Source organism: Paraburkholderia yinzeri (genome assembly GCF_046581065.1).
In the GTDB taxonomy this organism is placed as follows: domain Bacteria; phylum Pseudomonadota; class Gammaproteobacteria; order Burkholderiales; family Burkholderiaceae; genus Paraburkholderia.
The window spans coordinates 1127141-1151209 of sequence record NZ_JBFOCJ010000002.1; the positions used below are offsets into that span (position 1 = coordinate 1127141).

The following is a 24069-nucleotide window of genomic DNA, read 5'->3' on the forward strand; positions in this document are numbered from 1 at the left end:
GTCACCGTAGCTGGTTGGCCGCGATGGCGAGCACCGCAAGCATGAACGAAGCCGCGAGCGGTTCCTGATACCGAAAGAAGCGCAGCCGCGACTGCGCCGTTTCAACGAGCACCACGACGAGCGCGACGACCAGCATGCGCGCGAACAGGCCCGCTGCCGCGCCGACCGCTCCTAGTGCCGTGCCCTGCTGCGAGAGTCCCCACGGCAGCGTCAGCACGTTGCAGAAGATGATGTAGAGAATGAACTGCTTCATCATCGCAGCCCACTTGAGCAACGCGAGCAACGGGCCCGAGTATTCGAGAATCCGCGCCTCCTCGATCATGTAGACCTCGATGTGGGTGCTCGAGTGAATCGGCAGCCGGTCGGTCTCGACCAGCAGCAGAACGAAGAATGCGAACACGAGAAAGAGATGCGCGGGACTCCAGTACACGGACGGCTGCTGCACGAGCAGATGATTGACGACGAACGGCAGCATGGCTTTCGCGAGCAGCGTGATGCCGACGAGCACGAGGATCAGCGTCGGCTCGGCGAGGATGCCGAGCATCACGGAGCGGCTTGAGCCGATACCGCCGTACGCACTGCCCGAGTCGAGCCCCGCGAGCACGATCGCGAACGAGCCGAGTGTAAGAATGAGCCCGCCGCCCAGGATGTCGCCCATGTCGGAGAGCGGCAGCGGAAAGTCGGTGAGCACGGGGATCAGGATCGGCACCGTCATCATGCAGGTGAACGCGACGACGGGGGCGCACCAGTAGATCCATGAAGCCGTTTCGGGCACCACGATCTGCTTGCGGAACAGCTTGCGCAAGTCGCGGTAGGGCTGAAAGATGCCGGGGCCGCGTCCGCGCTGGACGCGCTCCTCCCACTGCAGAATCACGCCCTGCAGCAACGGGGCCAATGCGAGAACGGTGACGACCTGCGCGATCTGCAGGAATATGTCGCGCGCGCTCATGATCGATCTCCGCGCGGGCGCAGGCGCGTCGCAGGTCGTATGGCGCACGGCCCTGCCCCGCGCGATAAAGATGTTCGCGCGACCGGGCGGTGGGTGAAGCACGGGGGGTTATGCCATGACAACTCGCTCGCGCATCCCATGTTCTTCGCTTTTTTCAGGCATTCGCATGCCCGGGATGCTCGTGAATGCGAGCCGGTCAGACATGCCTACCGGCCCCGGCGCCCGGGGACTGGTAGGCATCATCAGCCGCGAGGGGAAGACGCGGCGGTTAAGGGAGGATGCCATCTCCACAGGATTCAGTGACGAGTATAGGCAAGCGGTCGCCACATGCAAGACCGGAGATTTTCTCCTAGTGAGGTCGCCGTCCGAAGAGCGGGAAATGTTTTTTTGCTTCGGCGGTCTGTCCCTCGTCGCCAAGCAGTCCGAACTCAATGGGCGTGCGCGTGTAAAACACATGCACGTGTTGCAGCCTGACCGCATCGAGCATGCGGTCCGCCTCGTCCTCGGTCACGGCCAGGATGACCTGGACCGGCTGATCCGCGAGCCTCAGCGCATGCGCCGCATGATGCGCGCCGGCGTGACCCGTCCCTTCCGCGCAGTTGATGACGGTGGCGCCGTGAATGCCCAATTGCTTTGCCTCGTGCAACAGCCATTCCGTGATGGTGTGATGGCCGTGGCGGCGATTCTGCTCGGTGTAGAACGTAAGCTGGTAACCGTTCATGTCTGCCTCCGTCGATCGACACCGCGACCCGTGCCACGATGGTTTCACCGCAGCATGAACCGCGGCGCCCGTCTCCCTCAGGAAATTCTAGTGCATCGACAGAATTCCACTAGATACTGCAGTGCGGAAAAGCGGGTAATCATGAAGCACCGGCCGGGCGGGACTCGCCGGCTCCCGCCTCATGGCCGGACGGGATCGAGTGTGTGCCGCGGCGAGGCCGGAACGCGGCGCGTCCCGCATATTCCGCCTGCTCGCCCAGCGTGCTCTCGATGGTGAGCAGCCGGTTGTATTTCGCCACCCGCTCGCCGCGCGCCGGGGCGCCCGCCTTGATCTGCCCGCAGTTGAGCGCGACCGCGAGGTCGGCGATGCTCGTGTCCTCCGTCTCGCCGGACCGGTGCGCAACGGTGCAGGCGTAGCCCGCGGACAGCGCCATGCGGGCCGTATTGAGCGTTTCGGTGATCGTGCCGACCTGATTGGGCTTGATGATGACGGCGTTGCAGCAACGCTGCGCGATGCCGCGCACCAGAAAGGACCGGTTGCTCACGAAAAGGTCGTCGCCGGCAATCTGCAGCCGGCCGCCAAGGTAGCGGGTGAGGTTTGCATAGGCATCCCAATCGTTGTCGATGAACGGATCTTCGAACGACACGATGGGGTAGCGGTCGGCCCATCGCCCGCACAGATCCATCATCTCGTCCGTCGTGAGGCACCGGCCCTCCTGCTCCAGATCGTATCGCTCGTCCCGCCACAAGCCGGCCGCCGCACAATCGAGCGCCAGCGCGATATCTTCGCCGGGCCGATACCCTGCGCGCTCGATTGCCTGCATCAGCAGATCCAGTGCGGCTTCGTTCGACGGCAGCGCCGGCACATAGCCCCCTTCGTCGCCGAGATTCGTCGGCTCGTGACGCTCGACGAGGAGCGTGCGCAAGGCGTGGTAAGTCTCGACGCCATACCGCAATGCCTCGCGGTACGTCGGCGCGCCGAGCGGCACGATCATGAACTCCTGGAAGTCCGGGCCACCGTGCCCGTGGCTGCCGCCGTTGAGCACGTTCAGCATGGGCACGGGCAGGACGCGCGCGCCATCCCCGCCGAGGTAGCGAAAGAGCGGCAGCCCGCAGACCTGCGCCGCCACGCGGGCGCATGCGATCGAGGCACCGAGCGTGGCGTTCGCGCCCAGCCGCTCCTTGAACTCCGTTCCGTCGAGCTCGATGAGCGTCGCGTCGATGCGCCACTGATCGTCGGCGGCCAGCCCGCGCAGTGCGGGACCGATCAGCTCGTTGACATGCCTGACCGCCTGTGTCACGCCCCTGCCGCCGTAACGATGCGGATCGCCGTCGCGCAGCTCCTTCGCTTCGTACTCGCCGGTCGAGGCGCCCGAGGGCACCGCGGCGCGCGAGAGCGACCCGTCGTTGAGCACGACCGTCACCTGCACGGTGGGATTGCCGCGAGAATCCAGCACCTCATCGCCTGTCACGCGGGCAATCGACACAGATGTCGTCATGTCCCCTCTCTCCCTCTTGTGAACGGCGCCAGCCCGAGCCGCACCCTCATGTCGCACTGCGAAGCTGTTTGAACGCGGCTCGTCCCGCGTAGCGGGCGTCGTTGCCCAGCATCCGCTCGATCGCCAGCAGACGGTTGTACTTGGCAACCCGCTCGCCGCGCGCCGGAGCGCCCGACTTGATCTGCCCGCAGTTCAGCGCGACGGCGAGATCGGCGATGCTCGTGTCCTCCGTCTCGCCGGAGCGGTGCGAAACGAGGCAGGTATAGCCCGCCGAGAACGCCAGCGCCGCGGTATCGAGCGTTTCGGTCACGGTGCCGATCTGGTTGAGCTTGATGAGGATGCTGTTGCAGCAGTGTTCTTCGATGCCGCGCTGGAGGAACGTCCGGTTCGTCACGAACAGATCGTCGCCGACGATCTGAACGCGGTCGCCGAGATCGCGCGTCAGTTCGGCAAAGCCGCTCCAGTCGCTATCCGCCAACGGGTCCTCCAGGGAAATCAGCGGGTAGCGATTCAGCCAGTCCGCCCAGTACGCGATCATCTCTCGCGAATCGAGCGACTTTCCGTCGCGACGCAGAGCGTAGCGGCCGTCTTCGTAAAACGAGGTGGCGGCCGGATCGATGCCGATGGCGATGTCCTCGCCGGGACGATACCCTGCCCGCTCTATCGCCCGTACGATCAGTTCCATGGCGACCGCGTTGGACGGTAGCTGAGGCACATACCCGCCCTCGTCGCCCACGTTCGTCGATGCGCCCGCGTCCGCGAGGACCGTGCCAAGCGCATGGTAGGTTTCCGCGCCATAGCGCAGCGCCTCCCGAAACGTCGGCGCGCCGAGCGGCACGAGCTTGAACTCCTGCACGTCGGGCCCGTCGTGTCCATGCTTGCCGCCGTTGAGGACGTTGAACATGGGAACCGGCAGCACATGCGCGTTCGCACCGCCCAGGTAGCGAAAGAGCGGTAATCCGGCCTCGAGCGCCGCTGCTCTCGCGCAGGCAAGCGACGCGCCGAGTACCGCATTGGCGCCCAGCCTGGCCTTGGACGCGGTTCCATCCGCCTCGATCAACGCATCGTCGATGCGGCGCTGATCGTCCACCCGCATTCCGGCCAACACCCGGGCGATTTCCTGGTTGACGTGGCGCACGGCCTCGAGCACACCTTTCCCGCCGTATCGGCGAACGTCCCGGTCACGCAGTTCGACCGCTTCGAATTCGCCTGTCGAGGCGCCGGACGGCACCGCTGCCGTCGCGCTCGCACCGCTCGAAAGCGTGACCGTCACTTCGACGGTCGGATTGCCGCGCGAATCGAGAATCTCGTCGGCGCACACGGTTTTTATCAAAGCAACGTTGCCCATATCACGGCTCCCTGTCGCAATGAGCACTGCGAAATGCCGTTACAGCCTGCCTGATCGCTTCAAAGGCCGCGTCGATATCGGCCCAGCCGTTGAACTCGACCCACTTGCCCGGCTCCAGCTTCTTGTAGTTTTCGAAGAAAAACTGGATCTGGTTGAGCGTGAACTCGCCCACGTCCGCCAGTTCGCGGATAGCCTTCGTGGCAGGGCACACGCTATCGACGGGCACGGCAATAACCTTCTCGTCGGGGCCTGCCTGGTCGGTCATATTCATGAGGCCCACCGGGCGGCACGAGACCAGCGAAAGCCGCTCTAGCGCGAATGGAGCAATCACGACGATGTCGAGCGGGTCGCCGTCGCGCGCGAGCGTTCCGGGAATGAACCCGTAGTTTTGCGGATAGCGCATGCCCGCGCTCATGATCCGGTCAACCTTTAGCAGTCCGAGGCGTTTGTCGGCCTCGTACTTGACGGGCTCGCTCTGCGCGGGAATTTCGATGATCGCGTTCACGTCGAGCGGCACATTTTCGCCGGTGGGAATGGCGTTGAAGTCCATCAGGCTCCTCCGTTCGTTCCAAGGGTGTCGTATTCGATCGGTGCGCGCGTATAGAACAACCTGATACCGCTGTCACGCAGTACCGCGAGCAGCGCACCGATTTCGGCGTCGCCGGCAATGACGGTGACGGCAACCGGCTGGTCGGCCAGCTCGAAGAAACGGGCCGCGTGGTACTTGCCTTTCGCGTCGACGCCTTCGGAAACCTCGGTGACGGTCGCGCCGTGAATACCCGCGCGCTTCACCTCGTCGAGTATCCAGTCCACCACTGTCATATGGCGTATGCGATGGCTCTGATTGGCGGCGTACACGGTCAACTGGCTGCCATTCATGACGGCCTCCGTCGACGCGGAAACAGCAGTGGACACGGAAACGGCAGGCGCACGGCGGCGCCGCACGCATTGGCGTGCAGGACGGAATTCGATCGCATGAAAAACCAGATTCGCAGAGTGACAAATCTGGGCAGCAGGACGCCCTGGAACAATGCCCACGGCTTCCCGACCCAGGAACCCGTAGGCATCATTAGCCGGACAACGCCGGCGGTTAAAGGAGGAATGCCATCTCCTGCCGGTCAGTGTAGCACCGGCGTTTCGAGGCCGCTACTGTTTGCGCAGCGGTTTGCACAGCGCCCGCGCGTTGTCTACAGTGGAAACGACAGAGTACGGAGATGGCATTCTCCGCCGACCGCCGGTACCGCCCGGCTGATGATGCCTTGCGCCATCCCGCGCAATGATCGCCGTAGTTTCGCGATTCTCCTGCGCCGGCGCGCCTGCACTATCGGCGGATCGCGCCCGGAGCCCATTCGAGCCCGCGGCGCCCAAGGAGAATCGGATGATCTCGCTCGACATTCCGGGCCTGCGAACATTAAAGCTCGCTCATCTCGTGCTCGACTTCAACGGCACGCTCGCCGTCGATGGCGTCCTGCTCGAGGGCGTTGCTCCCCGCCTGTCCGCGCTCGCGAACGAACTGGACGTGCACGTCGTGACCGGCAATACCTATGGGAACGCACGCGAACAGTTGAGCGGCTGCGCGGCCGAAGTCGTGTGCCTGCCGGCGACCGGCCAGGCGCAGGCCAAGCTCGATTATGTGCGTAGACTCGGCCCCGATCATGTCGTTGCCGTCGGAAACGGCCGCAACGATGTCCTGATGCTGGAACAGGCTGCGCTCGCCATTGCCGTGCTCGGTACCGAGGGATTGTCGACGGAGGCGATCGAGGTGGCCGACATCGTCGTGCGCCACGCAGTCGATGCACTCGGGCTGTTGCTGCGCCCGAAGCGGCTCGTTGCTTCGCTGCGCAGTTGACCCCGATATGCCGTTGCCAACGGGCAGCACGATCACTAGAATAAAAGCGGTTGCAATGGGAGATGGCATACCTCCCCAAACTGCCGCGCAAACGCCGCGGATGATGATGCCTGGAGTTCCTGGCCGGGAGCTGCAGGGTCATGACGATGCCCCCGTCCAGGCTTGTTTTCTTTCAGCCGCATGGACGGTCAACGTGTTCGCTTCCCTGCCCTTCACTGCCTCGCCGCACGCCGGTTTGCCTCTTTCGGATGGCGAAGTTGATTTTCTGTGGTGGTTCATCCAGGGAAGCATCATGGATGCGGACGTGCGTGCGCGGCTCTGCGCGCACTGGGGAATGTGTCCGCGCCATGCGCTCGCGTTCTTCGTCGTCGAAGCCGCGTTTCGTCCGCACCTCATTCACGGAAGCACGATTCTCTATCACGATCTGATGAAGCGGACGCTACGCGTTCTTGGCGGCCACGGGCTCCATAGCCTCGCGCCCGCGTCTGTCGTGCGCCGGTCACTGCATGTGTCGGGTCCGTGCCATATGTGCAGCCTCGGATATGGCCCAGGTTCGGTCGGCAACGGGCCGGCGGAGCGTTTCGCCCAAGGCCGGAACCTCGCCAACGCCCGCACCTTTGCGAATGAGAGCCGGCGCGGCTGGCTTCCTTATGTCTGCGGACAATGCGTCGGCACCGGTACCGGTACGCCATGCCGCTGCCACCTGATCGAAATGCCAGGGCACGACGGCAACGCGGCGCTGCGTGCAGCACGGTCTTCCGTAGCGGACATCGCTACCCATCTTGCGCGTTTCGAAAACGCGTTTCGTTGGGACAGTCGGGCCACCGACACCGACGAAGACCGTGGCGCCCTCATCGCTGCCATCGGCTGGTGCGGCGGCTGGAGCGAAATAGTGCATACGTTCGGCACCGGCTGAGCGACGGAGACATCATGTTTCGCGAGAGGAGCGGCAACGCATTCCCGCCCGAGTATGCGAGGCGTACCGGAGAGGCGTTCGCTCGTGTCGAAGCCTGCCTGAGCGACGCGCTCCACGACCTCGACCCGGTCACGCAGACTGCCCGCTTCGGCGCCCGGATCGCCGATGGCCTGCCCGTTCAGCACCAGATGGTGTACGGCCAGCTAGGCCAGATACGCGAAGCGATGCAGACGATCGCGGACCGTCATCAAATCCCGATCCCTGCACGCACGGTCAGCGCGATCGAATCGTGCCGCCTGCATGTGAGCGAAGCCATGCTGGCTATCTCCGGACTCGATCCGCGTGCAGAAGCCGAGGCGACGGCGCAACCCGATAACGCTCTGCCCGCAGAACTCGCGGAAGACGCCTGCCGCCTCGTCGACCACCTCATGACGCTCCTCGACGCCCTGTTGACTTCGCTGGCATCCGAGGTCAATCAGGCTCCCGCAATCGACGGATCGCTGCAACCGTCTCCCTCACTACGCACTCCCGTCATCGTGGAGCTCGAATCCATCGCCACGACGCATGGCCTGGGCGACCTGCGCCGGCGCGCCGCGGAATTTGCCAGGCACAACGACATAAGTGACACGGTGGTCGGTGTGTTCGGTACGGTCAACGCCGGCAAGTCCACGTTGATCAATACCCTGATCGGCAGCGCGCTTCTGCCGGTCTCCGCATTGCCGACCACCGCCGTTCCCGTCGAGATACGCCACGGTTGCATCGAACGGGGAACCGCCATGTTTGTGGCCGCCAGGCCAGAGTGGTTCGATCGCGCACGCGTAGCCGAGTTCGTCGATGCGCATCAGAACGCGGACAACGCGCGCGGTGTCACGCGCATCGTCCTCGAAACGCCGTCGCCGTTCCTCGCGAATGGTGTCACGCTGATCGACACGCCTGGTATTGCCTGGTCCATGACGGACGCAGACGGGCACGATCTGCGTGGCGCCCCCTGGTGCGATATCGCGATTGTGCTCATCCCGGCCACCGGTCCGCTGACGCTGCGAGAAGCCGCATGGGTACGCGAGCTGTGCGGGCGCGGCGCCCAAGTGACCGTACTCGTCACGAAGATCGACCTGATCGAACGCGACGAACGCTGGCGCATCTACGATCATGTCGTGCGAGGTATCTGGAAAGGTACAGGCCTCGAAGTGCCGGTTTATCTCCTGACCATGCGGGAGGACGATCCACCATGGTGTCGTGCCTGGATCGACGGCCCGCTTGCCGACGCGCTCACGCAATGCCGCGAGCAACGCGCCGCGATGCGGCAGCGCCAGCTTGCGACCCTGCGCCGCGATGTTCTGGACGCACTCCAGATCCGGCTGCCGCGGCGCCCTGTCGAAAAGCTGGATCCGGAGCGAATCGGTACGGCGATCCAGACGTTGGCCCAATACCGCGACAGCATCGTCGCGCTTGCGCGAAAGACCGAGGATCCGGCCGTGCTGCTGCGGACGACGATGAGCCGACTCGCCACCGACATCGCCCACAACGCGGCGGCACTGTGGACCGAAACACGCGATTCGTCGTTTGACTCGACGCGCCTCGTCGAACTCGGGGCCGACGCGCGCGCCCACGCGTACGCGGCTGCCGCGCGGCGTGCCGTCGAGGCGTGCCGCGCCGAGGCAACGATCGCCCTGTATCGCACCGCCGAGGCGCTCGGGTCTGCGCGCCTCGGGTCGGGCCTTCCGATCGCCGTTGATCCGCCCGCCTTCGGACTCCATGCGCCCCTGCCCACCCTGCTTATCCCGCGCTCGTCCGGCTGGCTTTTCGGTCGCTGGGGGTTCTACCTCAGCACGCGCCGCAACCTCGCCCGCGCGGCATCGATGACGATCGTCGCACACGCGATGCTTGCGCACATGGAGCAGGTCCAAACGTGGAAGCAGCACGCACTCGACGCACTCGCTCAGGCATTGACAGCGGACATCGGGCAGATACAGGCAGCACAAAGCGGCTCGGGTCTCCCTGCATGCGAAAGCGTCGAACGACTACGCGCCGACATTGCAAGGCTGCGCGCGGTGGCGCCAGGCTAAACGATACGGGTGCGCCATCGGTAGCTGCCGCTAGTCTATCCTCGAAAATTCCTCGGCCGACGGTGGAACTCGATCCGCCGCGCCGTCTTCTCCGCCGAAAATCTGCCGGTACAGATCCTGTCCGAAGCTGGTCTGCAGCGGTTCGGCCGCGATCAACCGGAACGTGCGCTCGCCATCGTCGCGCCGCTCCGCGCGCAGAAAGAGCGTCGGAAACGTGCCTCTGTCGTACAGGCCCCGTGCCAGCGTAAAAAGGTGAGTGACGAGATAGATCTTCACGTGTTGCTCGAGCAACGCATCGACAATCTGGCGCCCTATTTCAGAACCCTCGCGCTCATTCGTCGAGGCGAACGATTCGTTCGACAAAAAAAGCGCATGCTCGCACAGATGGTCTACAAGTTCGCTCATACGCTTCAGCTCCTCATCGAACTTGCCGCCGTGCATCGTCGCGTCTTCCTCGCGCTTGTAGTGCGTGAGGATTCCGTTTGCGATGTTCGCCTCGAACGCCGCCGCTCCCACAGGCATGCCCGCCTGCATCAGAATCTGCGCTATGCCAATGCCGCGCAGGAAAGTGGACTTGCCGCCCTGGTTCGCACCGGTAACCACGACGAGGTCCTTGCCATTCGCGTCTGCATCGTTGCAGACAGGCTGGTGGTCCATACGGAGCGCGAGGCTCACATCATAGAGCTGCCGGAATCGATGCTGCCGTTCCCGTGCGGGACGACATACCGGCATACACACCGGCATGCCGCGCGCAGCAAGATTCGCCCGCACGTTTAGGCATCCCAGGTAGAAGCCTAGCTCCGAGCGCAGCATCGAAAAGAAGCTCCTGATATGATCGGCCGACTGCGCCAGGGCATTCGCGACGTGGTCGATACCTCGCGCCTCCAGTTCAGACAGCGCACGTGCACCGTTTTCGTCACGATCAGCAATGCGAAACGTTCTGGAGGGCGGTCGTTTCGCGAAGAGCCGCCGGACCAGATTCGGGTCGCGGTCATGAGGCTTGCGCAGGACATAATGCTCGCCTTTGTTACCGCGCCCTGGCTGCGCGCTGATCAGTACGCCACCGCGGAATCTCAGCGCCTTCAGGCAGCCCGTGATCGTGGCAAGATACTCGTCCGCCAACTCCTCCCGGATCATGGCGTAAAAGTGCCGGAAGCCGGGCGACTGGAATGCCTCCGCCTGACGGTCGGCGATGCTGCGAAGCTTGCCTAGCAGGGGAACGAAGGCCTGAACCAGATCGCGCGCCGAATGCAGCACGCTGGTCGCCGACGCGGTCAGCCCCCAATAGAAGCTCTTGCGTTCCACCTCGACGGCGTCGACAGCGATTGCATAGAGCTGCCGGACGTCTTCCTCATGATCGATGCAGTCCTGAAGCACAGCCTGTCGGTACAGAATGGCGTCGACATCGAGAAGACTCACGGGCACCACCTTCCTCGCGATGTCGTACAGGAAGTCGTCGCCTGCAGCCATCGCGCGGTACAGCGTGTCTAGCTGCAAGTCCTGGGCGAGTGTCTTTTCGTTCCATAAGTCTTCGCGCCGCCAGTCGAAATCGCGCGCTTCATACAGCAGATGGGCTTTCATGATGCGAGCCGCTCCTTGAGACGTTCATACGTCAGTCCGTACTGCTCTGCAACCGACACCGCGTACGCCTGCCCGTCGGCGGGCCGCCGGCGTACCCGAAACGTGCGCGCAGACGGATCGCCCGTCGCGGTCTCGCTGACCATGCTGACCGTCTGCGGACCCAGCCGTGCCAGCTCTTCGATGAAGGTGACGCAGACGCCCAGCGCGTCGAGGTCCATGATCCGGCCGATGATCCGTCGGCACAGGAATAGCGCATCGGCCAGCGTGGTCGAACTGAAGATCTCGTTCATGAGGATGATGCTGTGGGGTGTCGCGCAGGACAGGATGTCGTGCATGCGCATGAGATCGTCCTGGAGCTTGCCGCGCAGATCGGCCGTATTCTCCTCGCGCTCGAAGTGCGCGAACAACCGGTCGTACAGAAACAGGCTGGCGTGGGTGCCCGGCACCGGGCAGCCCAGCTTCGCAAGGAAATGGAGCTGGCCGAAAGTTCGTGCGAAGGTTGTTTTGCCGCCATTGTTCGGCCCGGACACCACGAATAGACGTTCCGCACCTTCGAGGTACAGATCGTTTCGAATGACAGGCAGTTTGTCCGCGCAAAGCTTGTGAGCGAGCGCGATGTCGAACGCGTCGTCACAACGCACGGCCTTGCTGGTCGACGAGACAGCCGGATAGCTAAACGGCAGGCCTGCGTCGCGACACGGCTGGATGTAGCTGCGCCAGGCCACGTAGAACTGGATTTCCCGATCGAACGCATCGATGGTGGGATCGAGATAGTTGGCGTGATTCGTCCGGAAACTCGAAAGCAGGGCAAAAGGCTGCGGATCGAGTTCGGCGGCGCAATCGAGAATCTGCGCCTCGACGTGATTCATCTCCGGCCACTCCTTCACCGCGATGTGATGATCCTTGACATCGCCCTGCTTGAAGCGCTCGAAGATTCCCTGCACGTAGGCGCTGTAATCGCTCTCCCCGTCGTAGTTGAGCACGGTAACGGAATTGCCGTCGATGTGAATGCGGTAGCGGACGTCGTCGAGCGCCGCTTTCACTTCTTCGACATCGTGCTGAAGTGCCGCAAACGCTTCGCTGCCGAGATAGACGCAAAGCCACCGGCCGAACTCACCGAGCCCACTCGACATCGGCGCTGCGTCGCTCAGCGCGCCGCCGAGTACCTTCGCTGCCGTGCAGTACTGCGATGCCGCTTCCAGGAACCACCACTGCTTTTGCCGCGGGTAATAGAGGTGCTCCGCTTGTGTGAGACACGCGCGCACCTTCCGCATGGCAAGCGAGAACGCCTGGATACAGGACGAGATTTCGTCGCGCTCCATATCTCGCATGACGTCGTGCCGGTACGTTACCGCGCTTTCGGTCTTCAGTTCCGTGCGGAAGAACGGGACGAGGTCGTACTCGTCAAAGCCTCGGGTCACGTCGCTCACGACCTGGTCGAGGTTCAGATCGCCGAAGAAAGCGGGTTCGGACACGTCGCCGCGCGGCGGACCCTGGTCGGGTGACTCGAAGAGGATGCTGTGGAAATTCATCTTCCCTTCCTGCTTGCCATGCGGAGCGCCGGGGACCGGGACGTATCGGGAACGCCCGGCGCCGGTAGAGCACCGTATCGAAGAGAACTGGGAAGCGCTGCGAGCGCAGCGTGGGCAATGTGAGTCTCGCCCCGGATAAGTCGTGCGCCCGCAGTGCCTGTTCCCAGGCCTGCAGGCATCATTAGCCCTTAGGGCGGTTCAAGGAGGAATGCCATCTCCTTTTTTAACTTTACGCCGGTCGCCACCGCGTTACAAGGCTTCCCATGTGCGATCTCCCCGTTTTATTTTCACTGGCGACGGCACCTGCTGCATCACCATTGCGAGAGTCGGATTTTTTCGGCGCGATTGACATGCTGCATTGCGAATGCGTTGGCGATTCGCCTTAAGCACGGCCAGAGGGAATGTCCAGAAACGCACTGGAATGCTTTGAATGGTGGGCCGGGTCGGATTCGAACCGACGATGTCCTTTCGGAGGCGGATTATGAGTCCGCTGCCTGCAACCAGCACGGCGTCCGGCCCAAAGAGAAGCGTCAACAAAAAAGCCCGGTCTAGCAAAAGGCCGGGCCTTGTTCGACGACAGGCCGACATACTACACGAAAGCAGGCCGGCCTGGCGAGTGCACATGCACAGCATGCGCACATGAAGCAAAAAATCAGTTCCCTTCGAGGAACGACTTGAGCTTGTCCGAGCGGCTCGGGTGACGCAGCTTGCGCAGCGCCTTCGCTTCGATCTGGCGAATCCGCTCGCGTGTCACGTCGAACTGCTTGCCCACTTCTTCGAGCGTGTGGTCCGTGCTCATCTCGATACCGAAGCGCATGCGCAGCACCTTCGCTTCGCGCGGCGTCAGCGAATCGAGCACGTCCTTCACCACGTCGCGCATCGAGGCATGCAGCGCGGCATCCGCGGGCGCAACCGTGTTCGTGTCCTCGATGAAGTCGCCAAGATGCGAATCGTCGTCGTCGCCGATCGGCGTTTCCATGGAGATCGGCTCCTTCGCGATCTTCATGATCTTGCGGATCTTGTCCTCTGGCATCTCCATCTTCTCGGCCAGCGTCGCCGGATCCGGTTCGAGACCGGTTTCCTGCAGAATCTGCCGCGAAATACGGTTCATCTTGTTGATCGTCTCGATCATGTGAACCGGAATGCGGATCGTGCGCGCCTGGTCCGCGATCGAACGCGTGATGGCCTGGCGGATCCACCACGTCGCGTAGGTCGAGAACTTGTAGCCGCGCCGATATTCGAACTTGTCCACCGCCTTCATGAGGCCGATGTTGCCTTCCTGGATGAGGTCGAGGAACTGCAGGCCGCGGTTCGTGTACTTCTTCGCGATCGAGATCACGAGGCGCAGGTTCGCCTCCGTCATCTCGCGCTTCGCCTGGCGCGCCTTCAGTTCACCGGCCGCCATCTGGCGGTTGGTTTCCTTCAGATCCTTGAGCGGCAGCACCACGCGCGCCTGCAGGTCGAGCAGGCGCTGCTGCTGTTCGCGGATCGCCGGGATGTTGCGCGAGAGGATCGCGCTGTACCCGTGGTTCTCGCCCACGATCTTGTCGGTCCACTCGAGGTCGGTCTCGTTGCCCGGGAAACGCGCGATGAACTCCGAGCGCGGCATGCCGCACCGGTCCACCACCGTGTGCAGGATCTGGCGCTCGACCTGGCGCACTTCGTCCACCTGCGCACGCAGCGTGTCGCACAGGCGCTCGACCGTGCGGGCGGTAAAGCGGATCGACATCAGTTCGTTCTGAATCGTTTCCTGCGCCTTGAGGTAGGACTTCGACTTGTAGCCTTCCTTCTCGAACGCGCGGCGCATCTTGTCGAACCATTCGCTGATGAGCGCGAACTTCTCGAGCGAGGCGCGCTTGAGCGCTTCGAGCTGGGCTGCGTTGGCCGTTGCCTGCGCAGCACCCTCGTCCTCTTCTTCCTCCTCTTCTTCCTCTTCCTCTTCGGCGTCCTCGTCTTCGTTCTCGATCGCTTCCGCTTCCTGCGCGGAAAAGCCGTCGGTATCTTCGGCATTCGGATCGATCAGGCCGTCGACCAGTTCATCCACGCGGATCTCGTCGTTCGCCACGCGCTCGGCCATCGCGAGGATGTCGGCAATCGTGGTCGGGCACGCAGAGATCGCCATGACCATGTGCTTGAGGCCGTCTTCAATACGCTTCGCGATTTCGATTTCGCCTTCGCGCGTCAGCAGCTCGACCGTGCCCATTTCGCGCATGTACATGCGCACGGGGTCGGTGGTGCGGCCGAATTCCGAGTCGACGGTGGACAACGCAACTTCCGCTTCCTCTTCTACTTCGTCGTCCGAAGAAGCGTTCGGCGCGTTGTCGTTGAGCAGCAGCGTTTCGGCATCGGGCGCCTGCTCGTACACGGCCACGCCCATGTCGTTGAAGGTGCTGATGATGCCTTCGATCGCCTCGGTCTCGGTGAAGTTGTCAGGCAGGTGATCGTTGATTTCGGCGTACGTGAGAAAGCCGCGCTCCTTACCCAGCTTGATGAGCGCTCGCAGTTTCGAGCGACGCTCCTCGAGCTCCTCGACGGTCCCGGGCTGCGAGGACGCGAACGCGTCTTTCAGCAGCGCCTTTTCCTTCGCCCGCCGGTCGCGCGCACGGGCCTTTTCGCCCTTGCCCGCGACGGGCGTGCTGTCTTCGCTCTGGCTTGCGTCGTCTTCGACGGATACTTCATTCAGCTTTTTCGTCATGGAGTTCGCCGTTTCGGCTATAGTCTCGACTCGCGGCTGGTGGACGTCAGCCTCTTGAACCGTGGATCCTGGAGCCTCGCGCTCTGCCACATCGTCCGCAATGGCAGGCACTTGCCTTGCACTACTCGAACCGGACCGCTTCGTTGCCACTGGCGTTTGGGTTGCGGCTTTCGCCGCGCGTGTTGGCGCCGCTCTGGCGGCCGAAGCAGCCATGGTCTTCTTCCGGGCAGCGGGTTCTGGAGGGGTGGCGGTCGACTTGCCGGCGGAGTGGGCGGCGCTGGCCTCTCTGGCCTTGAGGGTCGACTTCGTCGAGTCTTTGCCTGTCGCCTTTTTTTCGCCTGTAGTCTTTGCCATTGCCATTCCGTCCTTGCTGGAAGCTGGGTATAAGCCCGGAAGAAAACAAAAACAAACCGCTGAAAACCTTTTATTATAGCACGCGAGGCAAAATCCCCCCGGTGCGCCCTCCCTTACAAACCGAGCTGACGTTTCATATCAGTCCGGGTCTGATTCAGCGTCATCAGCTCCGCCAATTCCTCGGGCGTATGCCGCGACTGCCGCGAAAGCACATCGAGCCGTTCGCAACACGCGTCATAGCGCATCTTCAGGATCGCCGCCGTCAATTCCTCGCCCACCAGCCGCTCCTGCTCGCGCCGCTCCTCGGCCACCATGGCGTCTTCGGGATTTTTCATCAATAAATCCCGGACGTTTTCATCATAGTCCAGAATTTCCCGAAAAATCTCCTCGAAGGTCGGGGCGTTCGCCCCGTTGCGCAAGAGATCCGAAAGGAGCTGAAACGCAGCAGCATCGCCCAGTCCGCGGGCGTGCGTGGTCACTTCCTCGAAAAGTTCGCCGTGCCGCGTGAGCCCGATCAGGGCCCGCTCGGCCTCCTCGTCCAGTTGCACAACGATGCGCGGATGCATCACGAGGTTGCGCAGCGCCTTGCGCTCGATCCCGGTCACGAGGTGCCGATCCTTGCGCGCGGGGGCCGATCGGGCAGCCCGGGCGATTCGCGCGTCGACCTCGCACAGCGCCGCCACTTCCTCGAACGGCACGTCCAGCCGGTCCGCGAACATATGCATGATCTGCGCGCGCAACGCGTTCGCCGGCAGCGCCTGCAGGAGCGGCTTGGCGTCGAACAGCGCCCGCGCGCGGCCTTCCGGCTGATCCAGCTCCTTGCCCGTCAGCACCTCGTTCAGCATGAACTGCGACAGCGGCATGGCCCGCTCGACCTGCTCGCGGAACGCCTCGGTGCCGAATTCGCGGACATAGCTGTCCGGATCGTGCTCCGGCGGCAGGAACAGGAACCGGATCGTGCGGTTGTCCGCCGCATGAGGCAGGCAGGCGTCGAGCGCACGCCGCGCGGCACGGCGGCCGGCCGAATCGCCGTCGAAGCTGAAGACCACCGTATCGGTCTGACGCAGCAGCTTTTGCACGTGGATCGGCGTGCAGGCGGTGCCGAGCGTCGCCACGGCGTTCTGGAAACCGAGCTGCGCCAGCGCGACCACGTCCATGTACCCTTCGACCACCAGCACGTACTGGTGCTCGCGAATCGCAAGACGCGCCTCGAAGAGGCCGTACAGTTCGCTGCCCTTGTTGAACAACGGCGTTTCCGGCGAATTCAGATACTTGGGCTCGCCGCCGTCGAGCACCCGCCCGCCGAAGCCGATCACGGCACCCTTGACGTTGCGGATCGGGAACATGACCCGATCGCGGAAACGGTCATAGCGGCGGGCCTGCCCCTGGGCGTCCTGCTTCTCGCTGACGATCACGAGCCCGGTTTCGACCAGCGCATCGTCCCGATAGTCGGCAAATGCCGACTCCAGGTTCTGCCAACCATCGGGCGCATAGCCGAGGCCGAAGCGCGCCGCGATCTCGCCGGTGAGGCCGCGCTTTTTCAGGTACTGGATCGCATTGGGCGCGCTGCGCAGTTGCCTGCGGTAGTAGTCGCACGCCGTCTGCATGATGTCGGATAAAGCGGTGGCGACCGCCTTCGAAGGACCGCTCGAGTAGCCGCCCGCACCGGCGCCGCCCCCGCCGCCACGCACCGGCGACGGCTCCTGCGGCACCGTGAGCCCGACCGATTGCGCGAGCTCGTTGACGGCCTCGGGAAACGTGAGGCCCGCATGCTCCATCAGGAAGCCGATGGCGGTGCCGTGAGCGCCGCAGCCGAAGCAATGATAGAACTGCTTCGTTGGACTAACGGTAAACGAAGGGCTCTTTTCGTTGTGGAACGGGCACAGGCCCATGAAGTTCGCGCCGCCCTTCTTGAGCTGCACGAAGCGTCCCACCACGTCGACGATATCGACGCGGTTCAGCAGATCCTGCAGGAACGAATGCGGAATCATCGGGACGAATGCGCTCCGGCTGGCTGAATCACACGGACGGCGCGGACGGTGCGGGTGGCGCCACCCGGGAGTCCGGATCGCACCGCCCGCGAGCCGCCTGGCCTTACTTCGAGAGCGCGGCCTTGACCAGCGCGGACACAGCCGTCATATCGGCACGGCCGGCGAGTTTGCCCTTGAGCACGCCCATCACCTTGCCCATGTCCTGCGGGCCGGCGGCGCCCGTCTGCGCGACCGCGGCCTGCACTTCGGCGGCGACTTCCGCGTCGGAAAGCTGCGCGGGCATGTAACCGGCGAGCACCTTCAGCTCGGCAGCCTCTTTCTCCACGAGATCCGTGCGGCCCGCGGTCTCGAACTGGCTGATCGAGTCCTTGCGCTGCTTGATCATCTTGTCGACGACCGCCGTGATGCCCGCGTCGTCGAGCGTCACGCGCTCGTCGACTTCGCGCTGCTTGATCGCGGCGAGCAGCAGGCGAATCGTGCCGAGGCGCTCGGCTTCGCGCGCGCGCATCGCCGCTTTCATATCGTCGTTGATCCGGTCCTTGAGGCTCATCACTCACCTGAAATGCGTTGGGGTTACGAATATCCCGGCGTACCGAGGCGCTGACGCCCCATGCCCCGCTTGCCGTACACACATCATATCAATGCAAAAACCCGCCTGGAAACGCTTCCAGGCGGGTCGGCGCAAATTCTCGATGGTCGCGACCACACCAGAGGGGCAGCAACAGCCGCGTCAGCCTGGTGCAGCCCAGCCGTCATTCACGGCCGACTGCGGCCAGACCACGGCAATGCCGGAATCAGTACAGCTTCTTCGGCAGCATCTGGCTGCGCAGGCGCTTGAAGTGGCGCTTCACGGCCGCCGCCTTCTTGCGTTTACGCTCAGCCGTCGGCTTTTCGTAAAACTCGCGCGCGCGAAGTTCGGTCAGAAGACCGTTCTTCTCGATCGTGCGTTTGAAGCGGCGCATGGCCACTTCAAAGGGTTCATTTTCTTTTACGCGGATGGTCGTCATTTTCCAATAACGGATCTGGGGTAAAGGGAATTGAGTATAGCAGAGCGAAATGCACTAAGACAGGCGGTGGTCAAGCGCCGATCCATGCCGGTTCAGGGCCCCCTGGCGGGGCTAAAGCGAGGGCTGAAGCGCGAACGCGGAAGCGGCTTCGCCCGCCGCCACACCCGAGGCCCAGGCCCACTGAAAATTGTAGCCGCCGAGCCAGCCGGTCACGTCCACGGCCTCGCCGATAAAGTAGAGCCCCGGCACCCGCTGGCTCATCATCGTGGCCGACGAAAGTTCACGCGTGTCGACCCCGCCGCGCGTGACCTCGGCCTTCTTGTAGCCTTCGGTGCCGGTGGGCGTCAGCGTCCATTGCGCGAGGCCTTCGCCGATGCGGAGCAGCGTCTTGTCGGGCAGGTCGGCGAGGCGTGCGTCGGCCGCAACCTGATGCCCTTCCAGCCAGACGTGCGCGAGCCGCGCCGGGATCCATTCGGCCAGCAGATTGCCGATCTGGCGCCTGGTCGCGCCCTTGGCTTCGACGAGCGCGGCGGCCGGATCGCGTTCGGGCAGCAGGTTCACCCGAATGGGCTGCCCCGGCTGCCAGAAGCTCGAAATCTGCAGCACGCCGGGGCCGGACAGGCCGCGATGGGTGAACAGCAGATCTTCGTCGAACGCCCCGCCCGTCTTGCGCTCTCCGGTCGCGATGCGCACGTCGAGCGACACGCCCGAAAGCGCCGCATACGGTGCCCAGTCGTCATACGCGAAGGTGAGCGGCACGAGCGCCGGACGCGTATCGATGAGTTTGTGGCCGAACTGCTTCGCGACGCGATAGGCAAAATCGGTTGCGCCGATCTTCGGAATGGAGAGACCACCGGTCGCGATCACGAGCGCGCGGGCGCGAATCGTGCCTTGCGGCGTGCCGAGGGTGAAGCCCGCGCCCTCCGAATGGCTCACCGCCTCGACGGGCAGCGGACGGCGCCAGGTCACGCTGCCGGCGTCGCATTCGGCCCGCAGGACATCGATGATCGCCTCGCTCGACTGGTCGCAAAACAACTGCCCTTTGTGCTTTTCGTGCCAGGTCACGCGATGCTGGCGCAGCAACGCGAGAAAATCGCGCGGCGTATATCGCGCGAGCGCCGAGCGGCAAAAATGCGGGTTCGCCGAAAGATAATTGGCCGGCCCGGCGTGCAGATTCGTGAAGTTGCAGCGCCCGCCGCCCGAAATGCGGATTTTTTCCGCGAGGCGCGGCGCATGATCGATCAGCGCCACGCGGCGCCCCTGCTGGCCGGCCACCGCCGCGCACATCATCCCGGCCGCCCCGGCGCCGATCACGGCGATATCGAAAGATTCCATGGCGCGCATTCTACCTGCCCCCTCCGTCAAATCGCCCGGAGCCTGGGCGCGGCGGCCCGCGTTTGCCGCCACCGGTTCCGCCGGCCGCATTCGGTGCGCACTGCCGGTGCGCACTGCTATACTTTCGGGTTTCCCGCTCACTTTGCCGGCCAGGCGCTTGCAGCCGTATCAGGCAACCGCAGCCCCACCATCGCCCGCCTCACCATGCTCGTTCTCGGCATCGAAAGCTCCTGCGACGAAACCGGCCTTGCGCTCTACGACACCGAGCGCGGCCTGCTCGCCCACGCCCTGCACTCGCAGATCGCCATGCATCGCGAGTACGGCGGCGTCGTGCCGGAACTCGCCTCGCGCGACCACATCCGCCGCGCGTTGCCGCTGCTCGAAGAAGTGCTGGAGCAAAGCGGCGCGGCGCGCGGCGACATCGACGCGATCGCCTATACGCAAGGCCCCGGCCTCGCGGGCGCGCTGCTGGTGGGCGCGAGCATCGCCAATGCGCTCGCCATGGCCTGGAACCGCCCGACGGTCGGCATCCATCATCTCGAAGGGCATCTGCTCTCGCCACTTCTCGTCAATGCGCCGCCGCCGTTTCCGTTCGTGGCGCTGCTCGTCTCGGGCGGCCACACGCAGCTCATGCGCGTGACCGACGTGGGCGTGTACGAAACCTTGGGTGAAACGCTCGACGACGCCGCCGGCGAAGCCTTCGACAAAACCGCCAAGCTGCTGGGTCTCGGTTATCCGGGCGGCCCCGAGGTCTCGCGGCTCGCCGAGTTCGGCACCCCCGGAGCTATCACGCTGCCGCGGCCGATGCTGCATTCCGGCGATCTCGACTTCAGCTTTAGCGGACTAAAGACGGCCGTGCTGACGCACGTGAAGAAGCTGGGCCCGAACATTTGCGAGCAAGGCAAGGCCGATATCGCGCGCGGTTTCGTCGATGCAGCCGTGGATGTGCTCGCGGCCAAATCGATCGCCGCGCTCAAGCGTACGAAGCTAAAGCGCCTCGTGGTAGCGGGCGGCGTGGGCGCGAACAAGCAGTTGCGCGAAACGCTTTCGGCGGCGGCGCAAAAGCGCGGCTTCGAAGTCCACTACCCCGATCTTTCGCTGTGCACCGACAACGGCGCGATGATCGCGCTCGCCGGAGCGATGCGCCTCGCGCGCTGGCCCGAGCAGGCCACGCGGGATTACGCGTTCACAGTCAAACCGCGCTGGGATCTGACCTCGCTGGAACGGTAAAGCCGCTTTTTTTGCCGCCGCAAGGCGACAAAAAAGCCGCCTTTTCAGGCGGCTTTTTTCGTTCTGCGCAAGCGGTATCGGAGATCACCCACGCGCGCGCTTGTCGTGCTCGATCACGGCATACGCACTGTGATTGTGGATCGACTCGAAATTCTCGGCTTCCAGCACGTAAGCGGCAACGCGTGCATCGGCATTCAGGCGCACGGCCACGTCGCGCACGAGATCCTCGACGAACTTCGGATTCTCATACGCGCGCTCGGTCACGAACTTCTCGTCCGGGCGCTTGAGCAGGCCCCACAGCTCGCACGACGCCTCTTCCTCGGCAATCCGGATGAGATCCTCTACCGGCAGATCACCCGCCAGCTCGGCGTCGATCGTGACGTGCGAGCGCTGGTTGTGCGCGCCGTACTGCGAGATCTTCTTCGAGCACGGACAAAGGCTCGTCACCGGCACCAGCACCTTCAGGAACAGGCGCGTCCGACCGTCACGCTTGTCGCCCGTCAGCGTCACCTCGTAATCGAGCAGGCTCTCCACGCCCGACACCGGCGCCACCTTCTTCACGAAGTACGGAAACGACACCTCGATGCGGCCCGCCTGCGATTCGAGCTTTTCGAGCATGGCGGCCAGCATCGTGCTGAACGTAGCGGACGTCAGCGGCGCCCTGTGCTCCTCCAACAGTGCAACGAAGCGCGACATGTGCGTGCCCTTCTGGTCCGCGGGCAGATGAACGTCGAGGTTCCACGTGCCTACCGTCGGCTGCACGTCGCCGTTGCTGGTCGCCACGGTCAGCGGATGGCGCACGGCCTTCACGCCCACGCGCTGGATCGGAATCTGGCGGGTATCGACGGAGCTTTGCACGTCCGGCATCACGAAAGCCGGGTTCATCTGGTTCATGTTCTTGTCCTTGATGCCACGCGCTACGCGGCGCGCAATGCCAAGCGCCGGCATAAGCCGGCGCTTGGCACGCGGGTTCGGGGTTCATCAACCCGCCCGCAGGTTCAAACGGAAAGTGGGCTATCGCGGCGGCCAACGCCCGATACGAACCGGGCGGCCATGCCGCGAGGCGCTAACTCCAGCGTTGCCCAACTCAGGCGACGCGCATCACCGACTTGCCGGACGCGTTCGCCGTGCGGTCGAGGAAGCGCTCGCGAATCGACTTCGCGATCCCTGCCGCGTCGAGCCCCACGCCGGCCAGCAACTTGGCCGGGTCGCCGTGATCGATGAAGCGATCGGGAAGGCCCAATTGTAGTACGGGCTTGATAACCCCACTTTCAAGCAGGGCTTCCACGCAGGCCGAACCCGCGCCGCCCATGATGCAGCCTTCCTCGACCGTCACAAGATAGTCGTGCGTCTCGGCAAGCTGGCGCACGAGTTCCGCGTCGAGCGGCTTCACGAAGCGCATGTTCGCCACCGTGGCGTCGAGTTCCTCGGCGGCGGCCAGCGAGGGCGCCACCATCGTGCCGAATGCGAGGATCGCAATGCGCTTGCCTGCCGGCGCACTGCTTTCGCGGCGAACCTCGCCCTTACCCACCGGCAGCGCGGCCATCTGCTTGACGGTCGCGACGCCCGTGCCCGCACCGCGCGGGTAGCGCACGGCCGTCGGGCAGTCCTGCTGGAGCGCCGTGTAGAGCATCTGGCGGCACTCGTTTTCGTCCGAGGCGGCCATGACCATCATGTTCGGAACGCAGCGCATGAACGCGAGATCGTAGGCGCCCGCGTGCGTCGCACCGTCCGCGCCGACGAGGCCCGCGCGGTCGATCGCGAACACCACAGGCAGGTTCTGCAGCGCGACGTCGTGGATCAGTTGGTCATACGCGCGCTGCAGGAAGGTCGAGTAGATCGCGACGACAGGCTTGAGGCCCTCGGCAGCGATACCGCCCGCGAACGTCACTGCGTGCTGCTCGGCAATGCCCACGTCGTAGTAGCGGTCCGGGAAGCGCTTTTCGAACTCGACCATGCCCGAGCCTTCGCGCATGGCCGGCGTGATGCCGATCACGCGCGAATCGAGTTCGGCCGCGTCGCACAGCCACTCGCCGAAAACCTGCGTATAGGTCTTCTTGCCCGGTGCCGTGGACGGCTTGATGCCTTCGGCCGGGTTGAACTTGCCTGGACCGTGGTAGAGCACGGGGTCCGCTTCGGCGAGCTTGTAGCCCTGGCCTTTTTTCGTCACGACGTGCAGGAATTGCGGACCGCGCAGCTCCTTGATGTTCTGCAGCGTCGGGATCAGCGAATCGAGATCGTGACCGTCGATCGGCCCGATGTAGTTGAAGCCGAACTCTTCGAACAGCGTGGCCGGCACGATCATGCCCTTCGCGTGTTCTTCGAGCTTGCGCGCGAGGTCGAGCACGGGCGGCGCATGGCGCAGCACGCGCTCCACGCCCGCACGTGCGGCGGCGTAGAAGCGGCCCGACATGAGGCGCGCGAGATGGCGATTGAGCGCGCCCACCGGCGGCGAAATCGACATGTCGTTGTCGTTGAGGATCACCAGCAGCGGCACGTCGTCTTCCACACCGCCGTTGTTCAGCGCCTCGAAGGCCATGCCGGCCGTCATCGCGCCGTCGCCGATCACGGCGATGCCCATGGCGTCATCGCCCTTGAGCTTGCTCGCGATGGCCATGCCGAGCGCCGCCGAGATCGACGTGCTTGAGTGCGCGGTGCCGAACGTGTCGTACGGCGACTCGTCGCGTTTCGGGAAGCCCGAGATGCCGCCGAGCTGGCGCAGCGTGTGCATCTGGTCGCGGCGGCCGGTCAGGATCTTGTGCGGATAGGTCTGGTGGCCGACGTCCCAGACGATGCGATCGCGCGGCGTGTCGAACACGTAGTGCAGCGCGATCGTCAGTTCGACCGTACCGAGGTTGGACGACAAATGGCCGCCCGTCTGCGAGACGCTGTCGAGAACGAAGGCACGCAGTTCGTCGGCAAGCGGTTGCAACTGGCGGCGATCAAGGCGGCGTAAATCCGCCGGGTCGTCAATGGTTTTCAGCAAGTCGTACATCG

At 64.1% G+C, this 24069-nt stretch carries 20 protein-coding genes, 1 tRNA gene and 5 riboswitches; of the genes, 5 read left to right on the forward strand and 16 right to left on the reverse strand.

Translation table 11 applies throughout. From position 1 onward, the window contains the following. Position 1: 1 nt before the first annotated feature. The 6 genes from WJ542_RS22090 to WJ542_RS22115 all read right to left on the reverse strand — a co-directional run bounded on the left by WJ542_RS22090 (position 2) and on the right by WJ542_RS22115 (position 5395). Positions 2-949: a respiratory chain complex I subunit 1 family protein gene (locus tag WJ542_RS22090; RefSeq protein ID WP_411191624.1), complete on the reverse strand. Its 948-nt coding sequence runs from the start codon at positions 947-949 to the stop codon at positions 2-4. 226 nt (positions 950-1175) lie between these two features. After that, positions 1176-1247, reverse strand: a riboswitch (Fluoride riboswitch). Positions 1248-1298: 51 nt separating this feature from the next. After that, a complete protein-coding gene (locus WJ542_RS22095) occupies positions 1299-1670 on the reverse strand; it encodes a DUF190 domain-containing protein (RefSeq protein ID WP_411191625.1) in 372 nt (123 codons plus the stop codon). A gap of 139 nt (positions 1671-1809) precedes the next feature. Next, positions 1810-3168, reverse strand: coding sequence for a phosphopyruvate hydratase (gene eno / locus WJ542_RS22100; protein WP_411191626.1), 1359 nt, complete (start codon positions 3166-3168; stop codon positions 1810-1812). Positions 3169-3214: 46 nt separating this feature from the next. Next, positions 3215-4516 carry a phosphopyruvate hydratase gene (gene eno / locus WJ542_RS22105; RefSeq protein WP_411191627.1) on the reverse strand — a complete coding sequence of 434 codons (1302 nt, stop codon included), beginning with the start codon at positions 4514-4516 and terminating at the stop codon, positions 3215-3217. Position 4517: 1 nt separating this feature from the next. Next, on the reverse strand, positions 4518-5066 hold the full coding sequence (gene ppa, locus WJ542_RS22110; RefSeq protein WP_411191628.1) for an inorganic diphosphatase: 549 nt from the start codon (positions 5064-5066) through the stop codon (positions 4518-4520). Then, on the reverse strand, positions 5066-5395 hold the full coding sequence (locus WJ542_RS22115) for a DUF190 domain-containing protein (protein ID WP_411191629.1): 330 nt from the start codon (positions 5393-5395) through the stop codon (positions 5066-5068). Before WJ542_RS22115 ends, ppa begins: the two co-directional genes overlap by 1 nt. A gap of 174 nt (positions 5396-5569) precedes the next feature. Further along, positions 5570-5637, reverse strand: a riboswitch (Fluoride riboswitch). Positions 5638-5717: 80 nt separating this feature from the next. Further along, positions 5718-5784: riboswitch (Fluoride riboswitch) on the forward strand. Between the two features lie 110 nt (positions 5785-5894). On the opposite strand from WJ542_RS22115, the gene WJ542_RS22120 reads away from it, so the two are divergent. From WJ542_RS22120 to WJ542_RS22130, 3 genes are all read left to right on the forward strand, one after another. Continuing rightward, on the forward strand, positions 5895-6365 hold the full coding sequence (locus tag WJ542_RS22120) for an HAD family hydrolase (protein ID WP_411191630.1): 471 nt from the start codon (positions 5895-5897) through the stop codon (positions 6363-6365). A 49-nt stretch (positions 6366-6414) separates the two neighbouring features. Next, positions 6415-6485: riboswitch (Fluoride riboswitch) on the forward strand. Further along, on the forward strand, positions 6466-7281 hold the full coding sequence (locus WJ542_RS22125; protein WP_411191631.1) for a hypothetical protein: 816 nt from the start codon (positions 6466-6468) through the stop codon (positions 7279-7281). (Overlaps the previous riboswitch by 20 nt.) A 14-nt stretch (positions 7282-7295) precedes the next feature. Next, positions 7296-9347, forward strand: coding sequence for a dynamin family protein (locus WJ542_RS22130; protein ID WP_411191632.1), 2052 nt, complete (start codon positions 7296-7298; stop codon positions 9345-9347). 30 nt (positions 9348-9377) lie between these two features. On the opposite strand, the gene WJ542_RS22135 is transcribed toward WJ542_RS22130, so the two are convergent. The 4 genes from WJ542_RS22135 to rpoD all read right to left on the reverse strand — a co-directional run bounded on the left by WJ542_RS22135 (position 9378) and on the right by rpoD (position 15368). After that, positions 9378-10928, reverse strand: coding sequence for a MutS-related protein (locus WJ542_RS22135; protein ID WP_411191633.1), 1551 nt, complete (start codon positions 10926-10928; stop codon positions 9378-9380). Next, on the reverse strand, positions 10925-12460 hold the full coding sequence (locus tag WJ542_RS22140) for a MutS-related protein (RefSeq protein ID WP_411191634.1): 1536 nt from the start codon (positions 12458-12460) through the stop codon (positions 10925-10927). The genes WJ542_RS22135 and WJ542_RS22140 overlap by 4 nt, the downstream gene beginning before the upstream one ends. 165 nt (positions 12461-12625) lie before the next feature. Continuing rightward, a riboswitch (Fluoride riboswitch) is annotated at positions 12626-12688 on the reverse strand. 203 nt (positions 12689-12891) lie between these two features. Further along, positions 12892-12979: transfer RNA gene (locus WJ542_RS22145), tRNA-Ile, on the reverse strand. A 133-nt stretch (positions 12980-13112) separates the two neighbouring features. Then, positions 13113-15368 (reverse strand): RNA polymerase sigma factor RpoD, encoded by a 2256-nt coding sequence (rpoD, locus tag WJ542_RS22150; protein ID WP_411191635.1) that lies wholly within the window; start codon positions 15366-15368, stop codon positions 13113-13115. Between rpoD and WJ542_RS22155 the strand changes: the two genes are divergently transcribed. Beyond that, a complete protein-coding gene (locus tag WJ542_RS22155; RefSeq protein ID WP_411192559.1) occupies positions 15256-15588 on the forward strand; it encodes a hypothetical protein in 333 nt (110 codons plus the stop codon). The two genes, rpoD and WJ542_RS22155, sit on opposite strands and share 113 nt — an antisense overlap. 34 nt (positions 15589-15622) lie before the next feature. On the opposite strand, the gene dnaG is transcribed toward WJ542_RS22155, so the two are convergent. The 4 genes from dnaG to WJ542_RS22175 form a co-directional block, all read right to left on the reverse strand. After that, a complete protein-coding gene (dnaG, locus tag WJ542_RS22160; RefSeq protein WP_411191636.1) occupies positions 15623-17500 on the reverse strand; it encodes a DNA primase in 1878 nt (625 codons plus the stop codon). Between the two features lie 103 nt (positions 17501-17603). Then, complete coding sequence (locus WJ542_RS22165) at positions 17604-18050, reverse strand: GatB/YqeY domain-containing protein (RefSeq protein ID WP_411191637.1); 447 nt, start codon at positions 18048-18050, stop codon at positions 17604-17606. A 244-nt stretch (positions 18051-18294) separates the two neighbouring features. Further along, the gene (gene rpsU, locus WJ542_RS22170; protein WP_013434742.1) at positions 18295-18507 is read right to left on the reverse strand and encodes a 30S ribosomal protein S21; all 213 of its coding nucleotides are present in this window, start codon (positions 18505-18507) and stop codon (positions 18295-18297) included. Between the two features lie 111 nt (positions 18508-18618). After that, positions 18619-19842 (reverse strand): BaiN/RdsA family NAD(P)/FAD-dependent oxidoreductase, encoded by a 1224-nt coding sequence (locus WJ542_RS22175; protein ID WP_411191638.1) that lies wholly within the window; start codon positions 19840-19842, stop codon positions 18619-18621. A 204-nt stretch (positions 19843-20046) separates the two neighbouring features. On the opposite strand from WJ542_RS22175, the gene tsaD reads away from it, so the two are divergent. Continuing rightward, positions 20047-21072 carry a tRNA (adenosine(37)-N6)-threonylcarbamoyltransferase complex transferase subunit TsaD gene (gene tsaD / locus WJ542_RS22180; RefSeq protein WP_411192522.1) on the forward strand — a complete coding sequence of 342 codons (1026 nt, stop codon included), beginning with the start codon at positions 20047-20049 and terminating at the stop codon, positions 21070-21072. 84 nt (positions 21073-21156) lie between these two features. On the opposite strand, the gene folE2 is transcribed toward tsaD, so the two are convergent. Both folE2 and dxs read right to left on the reverse strand, forming a co-directional pair. Then, on the reverse strand, positions 21157-21966 hold the full coding sequence (gene folE2 / locus WJ542_RS22185) for a GTP cyclohydrolase FolE2 (protein ID WP_411191639.1): 810 nt from the start codon (positions 21964-21966) through the stop codon (positions 21157-21159). A 193-nt stretch (positions 21967-22159) separates the two neighbouring features. Further along, positions 22160-24067, reverse strand: a complete 1908-nt coding sequence (gene dxs, locus WJ542_RS22190) for a 1-deoxy-D-xylulose-5-phosphate synthase (protein WP_411191640.1) — start codon at positions 24065-24067, stop codon at positions 22160-22162. Between the last annotated feature and the right edge of the window lie 2 nt (positions 24068-24069).